The organism is Paenibacillus sp. 3LSP (assembly GCF_032465655.1).
Lineage (GTDB): Bacteria > Bacillota > Bacilli > Paenibacillales > Paenibacillaceae > Fontibacillus > Fontibacillus barengoltzii.
The window spans coordinates 1-6,935 of record NZ_JAWDJI010000087.1; the positions used below are offsets into that span (position 1 = coordinate 1).

The following is a 6,935-nucleotide window of genomic DNA, read 5'->3' on the forward strand; positions in this document are numbered from 1 at the left end:
TAGTGCCTCTAAACCCTTGTGAGATAAGGATTTTTTGATTATTCAGCAAGCCCTATTTAGGATCATATTTGTCGGAACTAGAGTTGGAACTTTAGAGTAATCCCGATGAACTCTTTCTTCAAGGAATAATAAAAGGGTATTCAACTTTCCTTTAAATATATAAGAATGCACGAGTATAAGCGAAATGCCGGCCATTATATTGACATCGAAATTGATTATCCTATGTGTTTGACCACTTCCCACATTCATCTGCAAAAGATAAGACAAAACAACAAGTTCCAATTTCCTTACCAATACTCATCACTGAGTTGGCTATGATAATGCTGCATTAACGCAGCAATAATTTGATAGTTACTTGCATTATCGCAGCATGAGTGTTATTGTATTGAAGAGGTGAGAGTATGTCCGTGTTAGGCGACCGATTGAAGGAAAGTCGCGAAAAATGCGGCTTGAGCCTAAAAAAGGTAAATCAAATTACCGGCATAACAGATTCGAGACTCAGCAAGATGGAAAGAGGGCAAATTAATTGTACACCTGATGATTTAAAAAAACTTGCCCAATTATACAATATTCAATTGATACCGCTTTATGTCCTGGCTGGTTATTTGACTGAAGAGGACATTAGAGAATATCAATTTGTGTTTCGAGGTGTTTCATCTCTTGACGACGAGGAAAAGCAACTCATTCAAGCACAGATCGATATTTTCAACAAAAAATGGAAGGTTGAGCAGATATGATTTTTAGACTTGGGGAATTATTTTGTGGTCCTGGCGGTATCGCCTGGGGAGCCATAAATGCACGGATTGAAAATGACGATTTTAGAATTGTACATCAGTGGGCAAATGACTATGATGCAGATACCTGTGAAACGTACAGATATAATATTTGTCCAGATGCACCTAATACTGTATACCATGAGGATATACGAAAACTCGATATGTCTAAATTAGCTCCAATTGATGCATTAGCGTTTGGGTTCCCTTGCAATGACTATAGTGTTGTCGGTGAACAAAAAGGTATGGATGGTGTCTACGGCCCCTTATATTCCTATGGAGTCAAAGCTTTAAAAATTTTTAAACCGCAGTGGTTTTTAGCAGAAAATGTAGGCGGACTTAGAAATGCAAATGATGGTAAGGCCTTCACAATGATTCTCAAAGAATTGAAAGAAGCCGGCTATACAATCACACCACATCTGTATAAGTTTGAGGAATACGGAATACCCCAGGCAAGGCATCGTTTGATTATTGTTGGCATCCGGAACGATATCAACGTTGAATTCAAAGTTCCGTCAACAGCGCCTTATGCTCTAATTGATAACACTTGCAGAAACGCAATAGAGAATCCTCCTATTCCAGAGGATGCTTATAACCACGAATTGACGAAACAATCTGCTACCGTTGTTAGAAGATTGCAACATATTCTCCCTGGGCAAAACGCATTCACAGCAGACCTTCCAGAAGATTTGCGGCTAAACGTTACAGGTGCAAAAATAAGTCAAATCTATAAGAGACTTGATCCAACAAAGCCTTCCTATACAGTTACAGGGAGCGGCGGAGGAGGAACACACATCTATCATTGGGAAGAGCCGCGAGCATTGACTAATAGAGAGCGTGCTAGATTACAGACTTTCCCTGATAACTATAGATTCCTGGGAAGTAAGGAAAGTGTACGAAAACAAATCGGCATGGCAGTACCTTGTCAAGGTGCGAAAATTATTTTCGAAGCAATCTTAAAATGCTTTGCTGGAATTGAATATGAAAGTGTTGCCCCAAGTATTAAAGAATAACAAAATCAGTTGCTTTGTTTCTCCAACAAAGCAACTGATTTTTTACACATGAAAATCCATATAGTACTGCTCATCATCAATTTTATAAAAGGTAACATCCGTTCTTCCATAGTTCAGCAGATCCTGCTTCGTTACGAAAGCCCCATTCGCAAGACCTAAACGCTTTCGAAAATATTCTCCAAGTTGAGCATTGCTAAGGGGCGTTGTAATTGCCTTATTATTCTGTTGCTCTACCCTTAAAATGAGTGTATGACCGTCATCTGTAACTACAGTAAAATGCTGTTTATTAAGCGGAAAGAAACCCGTCCTTGCAATTTGTGCAGGAAGACGTATGTATGCTTGGTTTTTATTTCGACCTTTACGCTGCCCCCAATTTAGTCCGGACTTTTCCCCAATATCTCCCTTACTCGTAAGAAGAGATAGTGATGCAGAAACAATCCCTTCTCCAGCCAGTTTGGTTATGGGCTTGTTCTCAGCATCTAATACTTGATGTGTCGGACGTAGAACGATATGGTCTTCGACCTCTGAGTGGTTACAATAGATGGATTTCGCCTCAACTTCCTCAAAAAATCGATAGGCTTCTTCTGGATCACAGTATTCCATGATTTCTTTTCGCGATGAAACAAATGCGTTTTGTATGAAATCAGCGGAACCTGTATAAGCCAGTATTGGCGTTCCGCTCTTTAGCCAAATGTATAGATTCGCATGGACTGGCGGATTTTCGCAAACATAACTGCAAGTAAAACTCTCTACAACATTCGGATATGGCTTGCCATGGAGTTCTTTAAATCCTTCATGTATAGGAACACTAAGCCCGTCATAAGGAACCATTCCTATTACCAATGAAATATTGACAGAAGGCATATTCTGTTCCTGAAAACTCTTTATTAACCAGGACGCCATATTAGGAGTAGCATATCCACTTAATATCAGCAAAGTATCTGCTCCTTGAAGGGAAGGAGCAAATAAGATTCTATGTGCTATATTATTAGTGAACATACATGCCTTGCCCTCCTACACTTCAGAATTCTCTTCAACCACATCATAATATATGATACCGTGAGGAAGTTTAATATTAGGTACCCAAAGAGCCTTTCCGCCCCATCCCTTAGTTCCAGTGACTTGATACATAGTGAGGACGATTTTGTCAATGAATGTGCCTCCCAATTTCCAGTCATTAGGAGACAATAATGCGCCTGTTCCCTGCGCCACATTCCTTTCTCTACGAACTATTAAAATACCCTGACCAGCAGGTTGCTCAGAAAGAATAGCGTCAATTACAGAAAGGAACGCATTCAATTTGAAGTCCGGACTCGGTACAATATGCGTCAATATCTCCTTAATCAATCTCAGATTTACTTGATAGTAAGGTTCATCATCGGAGAACTGTTGTAATAGCTTTGAAATATCCTCGATGGTATCATTATCTGGATAAAACGGGAAATAGTTTGTTCCTCCCGAGATAATTCCCACGTGTTTATTATCAAGCACATTCTTTCTGGTTGGATTAATTCCATCCGGATAGTAGATTTTTATTTTTTCAATCCCTTGCTCTATCTGAGCGATGATGGAATTGTTAGTGGCATTGATATCCGAAAACAATTTATAAAGATGTTCTTCTATAAATATCTTCATCATGCCGGGATCTCTGTCATAACCGAACATTCGACTATGTTGCCACATAGTGTCAGCCTGCGGATTCTTACTTGTTCTTGTGTAATAAATTGTTTGCAAGCCTGGGAAAGTGACACCTCGGCCAAGGGTATTCCCGCCGATGATAAAATTACAACCTCGTTCATATTCGGCACTTTCAACATCTGTTTTGCCGTTCATCACAAGGATTTTTATACCGTTATTTTCCACTAATTCCTTGGCAATCTTGCAGATATAGTCGAATGGAAGTTTCCTGCTTTTCTTGGGTTCTAAAGAAGCATACTGAACTTGCAATTCTGCAATAAAATCATCATCGATATGTTCTGCACACCATCTTAGTTCTTTTATTACTTCGTCTGCAAAACGCTGATGGACAACTTGACGCACACTCGGGTGTAAAAGACAATTTGACACTTTTCCGCCGGTTCCAATTATCTGCGCAGAAACAGCAAGATGGCGTGTAACAACATTTCGAGTTGGCCGTTTAATGTTTTCAAGAAAATCAATACAATCAGGTTGCTTTCCGCTAGTCGGAAAGAAAAAATCCCCACCTAGATAACCATCTCCGGGTTGGAAGTAATATGAAAAATAAGGATGCCAGCCGGAAGCAAGTGTCTGCAATAAGATGGCTTGCGGGGTAGCAGTAACCTGCAGATACAAACTGCTTGATGCGCCATTCTTTATAGAATCCAAATACTTATTAATCGACGACTGACCATTGCGGTTTACAAGCGTGTTCAATGAAGCGGCATCTGCCTCATCGTCAACAATAAAGAGCGGATTACCCTTCATAAAACCCGTAGAGTTAAATACATTCGCCCATAGTCTCAGCACTCGGGCATTTTTTTTGAGAACAACAATCGCTGGTTTGACAAGGCTATTCTCAATAAACAACCCTGAATCGTTTTCGCCGCAAATACAAAATCCGTCCAAATCGTCTCTGACACGTTTCAAGGTTTGTTGTTGCAAAACAACATTATCTGTTGTAAGCAAGACAAATGCCGGGAAACCAAGGTCCGCCGCTTTGCACATGATGCCAAACATTTGGCCAGTTTTTCCTGATTGTACATTGCCGAACAATAAACCAATCTCATGGCTTGTAAATGAGAAATTGCGAATATGTTGATTGCCAATATCTTCAGCAGTTCTAGCTATGGACTCCGCCAATTTCGCATTGCCTCGGTTCGTGATCTTTTGAAGGTATGTTTTTAAATATCGCATCGTCGCACCTCTCACTCATTCAAAGCCGTTGTTTCAAACGATAACATCCATACATCAAGCTCGGAGCCGTCTTCATCCAAAGCTTTTTGGTCAGTTTTTGAAAGCACAAGGCTATCGCAACCGTACTCTCGTAACATTTCTTTCGTAATCATTCCCTTTCGATCTGTATCTGCTTGGGTATCGTTAACAGGTGTTACAAGTCCCGCAGCAGCAAGTCTGCCTTTAATCCAACGGCCAAGTATAAGTTCATCCCCGACAGCGCTGAACTGTTTATTACCATCACTCGTAGTATGCGCCTTAAACCAATAACCATCGTCGGTAACGACAAAAAATGCCTTGTTCTTTTCCGGGTATCCTGCGGTGCGAGTTATTTCTTTACTCACGGTCAGCTGAGTCTCGTACCAATCACGGGATTTTCTCTTGCTTCGCGGTGCTGCATAGCAAACATTAATATTCGATTTCGTATAATGCTTACCATCATCCATATGCCGCTCATCATAAGCAGGAACTTTTAATGGTAGTACAAAGGAAACTCCTGTTTTATGCTTTTCATAAAGCTGTACAGCTGTTGGAGGAAGTTGAGTTACTGTATCGATGCCGCTAAGTGATGTATTTAATTCCCTTATTAGTGACATTCCTTTAATATAGGCAATATTAGAAGAACAATTCTCTTCTTTAAGCCTTTCAATAAACTCCGCGATTTTTCTGCATTCGGCAGAATCATCAGTAAACGATGAGATTTCATACTGTCGGCGATTACTGGCCTCCATTTTAATTGCTCCTAAGTTTGCAGAACCAATAATCGCGGAAAAAGGCTTTCCTTCATGATAAAAGCAGTATAATTTGCCGTGATACTTAAATGCTTTTACAATCCTAATTTCGCCAATACCAGCCTCTTTCCATTTCCTGTTCAGTTTAAGCGCGCAATTATAAGATCCTTCCGGCATTCCTTCTATGAAGTACATACCAATAGTAAGGCATATACTCGATATATTGTGTTTTTCAACCAGAAGGTCAAGTTCTTCTAATGCGGCGCGTGATACATATCCAACCGCAATTTCCACACGATCTGATTTTGCAATTTGCTCATTAAAACAGTCAATAAATGTATCTTGACCTTCGGTTGTACCAAGGGGCAAAATATTTGAGTATAACAGTTTCATTAGATTACTCCTTCTCCTTACATCGATTTGTCTTTTTGTAATCTCTGTTTCCTCATCAGCATCGCAATTAACAGCCCACAATATACAAAGCAGGATCTCGGTTATAATATATTTGTCTGGTAGATTTTATGCAAATGCCATCTTATCAGTATTCTGCTGGGCTGTTCTCCTGCAAAGCCAAAAAAATTAAAGGATCTCTGCTCAAGGTAACGCCTAGATTTATGAACAAAGCAATGCCGCATTATATCTCGTGATTGTTGTTTACATACCATTATGGTTAACAGATTTATTCATTATCTTGTAGCTGATTTCGACAAACAGGGCCAAAAGTCCTTGTGGACAAAGCAATGGGAGAATATCGGCTTTCGATTCCCAGTTCTATTTAAAGCCCGCATCACAAGTAATACAGATTCGATTAAATTTCTAATATTTATCATAACAGAAAACAGCACTCTGCATTTCAGATAGATCAAATGCTCCGATTCTTGAGGGTCATAGTATGAAGCAATCTTGGAGGATTTTATGGTGGATATGTTTACAAAAGATCAGCGTTCGAAGAATATGAGGGCAATACGTTCCACAGGGTCTTCGTTGGAAAGCAAGGTTACAAAAGAATTATGGAAAAAAGGGGTCAGATTCAGAAAAAACGTTAGAAAACTTGTTGGCATTCCCGATATCGCCATCCAAAAGTACAAAATAGTTATTTTCATTGATTCTTGTTTTTGGCACTCATGTCCAATACACGGAAATAAGCCGAGCTCCAATAAAGAGTACTGGGAGAAAAAACTGCAGAGGAATGTTGATAGGGATAATGAAGTTAACCAATACTATTCTAAGTTAGGATGGAAGGTATTACGGATCTGGGAACACGAAGTTAAGCATGACTTTGAGGGTACGATAGAGAAAATAGTAAATTGGGTTAACGTGTCTAAATCAGAATAACAAAGCCGCCTGCAAATACATGGGCGGCCTATTCGGGGATTCAATCATATTTTTGGTCATATTTTACGGTCTTGCATTTCGAGCATTCAACTGTACATTTCCGTTCATAATTTAACCTGAATTTCGAAAGTATCGCTTCTTGAAAATATGAAAAGGGCTCCGAATCTTTG

Annotated in this window: 6 protein-coding genes; 3 read left to right on the plus strand and 3 right to left on the minus strand. The window is 39.6% G+C overall.

Annotated elements, in window-relative coordinates; all coding sequences use genetic code 11:
• Nucleotides 1–401: 401 nt before the first annotated feature.
• Together RW092_RS06800 and RW092_RS06805 are read left to right on the plus strand one after the other, a co-directional pair.
• Nucleotides 402–737 (plus strand): helix-turn-helix domain-containing protein, encoded by a 336-nt coding sequence (locus tag RW092_RS06800; protein ID WP_316009842.1) that lies wholly within the window; start codon nt 402–404, stop codon nt 735–737.
• Nucleotides 734–1,786, plus strand: a complete 1,053-nt coding sequence (locus tag RW092_RS06805; RefSeq protein WP_316009843.1) for a DNA cytosine methyltransferase — start codon at nt 734–736, stop codon at nt 1,784–1,786. Before RW092_RS06800 ends, RW092_RS06805 begins: the two co-directional genes overlap by 4 nt.
• Before the next feature lie 42 nt (nt 1,787–1,828).
• Here the strand turns inward: RW092_RS06805 and RW092_RS06810 are convergent, their stop codons facing one another.
• From RW092_RS06810 to RW092_RS06820, 3 genes are read right to left on the minus strand one after another with little or no spacing between them, the layout of a single operon-like run.
• On the minus strand, nt 1,829–2,785 hold the full coding sequence (locus tag RW092_RS06810; protein WP_316009844.1) for a restriction endonuclease PLD domain-containing protein: 957 nt from the start codon (nt 2,783–2,785) through the stop codon (nt 1,829–1,831).
• Nucleotides 2,786–2,800: 15 nt separating this feature from the next.
• Nucleotides 2,801–4,660, minus strand: coding sequence for a Z1 domain-containing protein (locus tag RW092_RS06815; RefSeq protein ID WP_316009845.1), 1,860 nt, complete (start codon nt 4,658–4,660; stop codon nt 2,801–2,803).
• An 11-nt stretch (nt 4,661–4,671) separates the two neighbouring features.
• Nucleotides 4,672–5,823 carry a restriction endonuclease PLD domain-containing protein gene (locus RW092_RS06820; RefSeq protein ID WP_316009846.1) on the minus strand — a complete coding sequence of 384 codons (1,152 nt, stop codon included), beginning with the start codon at nt 5,821–5,823 and terminating at the stop codon, nt 4,672–4,674.
• 522 nt (nt 5,824–6,345) lie between these two features.
• On the opposite strand from RW092_RS06820, the gene RW092_RS06825 reads away from it, so the two are divergent.
• Nucleotides 6,346–6,765 carry a very short patch repair endonuclease gene (locus RW092_RS06825; protein WP_316009847.1) on the plus strand — a complete coding sequence of 140 codons (420 nt, stop codon included), beginning with the start codon at nt 6,346–6,348 and terminating at the stop codon, nt 6,763–6,765.
• The last annotated feature ends 170 nt before the right edge of the window (nt 6,766–6,935 follow it).

Excerpts from the sequence above, each read along its gene's own strand:
- RW092_RS06810 (WP_316009844.1), bottom strand. The coding sequence starts at position 2,785 with ATGTTCACTAATAATATAGCACATAGAATCTTATTTGCTCCTTCCCTT.
- RW092_RS06825 (WP_316009847.1), top strand. The coding sequence starts at position 6,346 with ATGGTGGATATGTTTACAAAAGATCAGCGTTCGAAGAATATGAGGGCA.
- RW092_RS06800 (WP_316009842.1), top strand. The coding sequence starts at position 402 with ATGTCCGTGTTAGGCGACCGATTGAAGGAAAGTCGCGAAAAATGCGGC.
- RW092_RS06820 (WP_316009846.1), bottom strand. The coding sequence starts at position 5,823 with ATGAAACTGTTATACTCAAATATTTTGCCCCTTGGTACAACCGAAGGT.
- RW092_RS06815 (WP_316009845.1), bottom strand. The coding sequence starts at position 4,660 with ATGCGATATTTAAAAACATACCTTCAAAAGATCACGAACCGAGGCAAT.
- RW092_RS06805 (WP_316009843.1), top strand. The coding sequence starts at position 734 with ATGATTTTTAGACTTGGGGAATTATTTTGTGGTCCTGGCGGTATCGCC.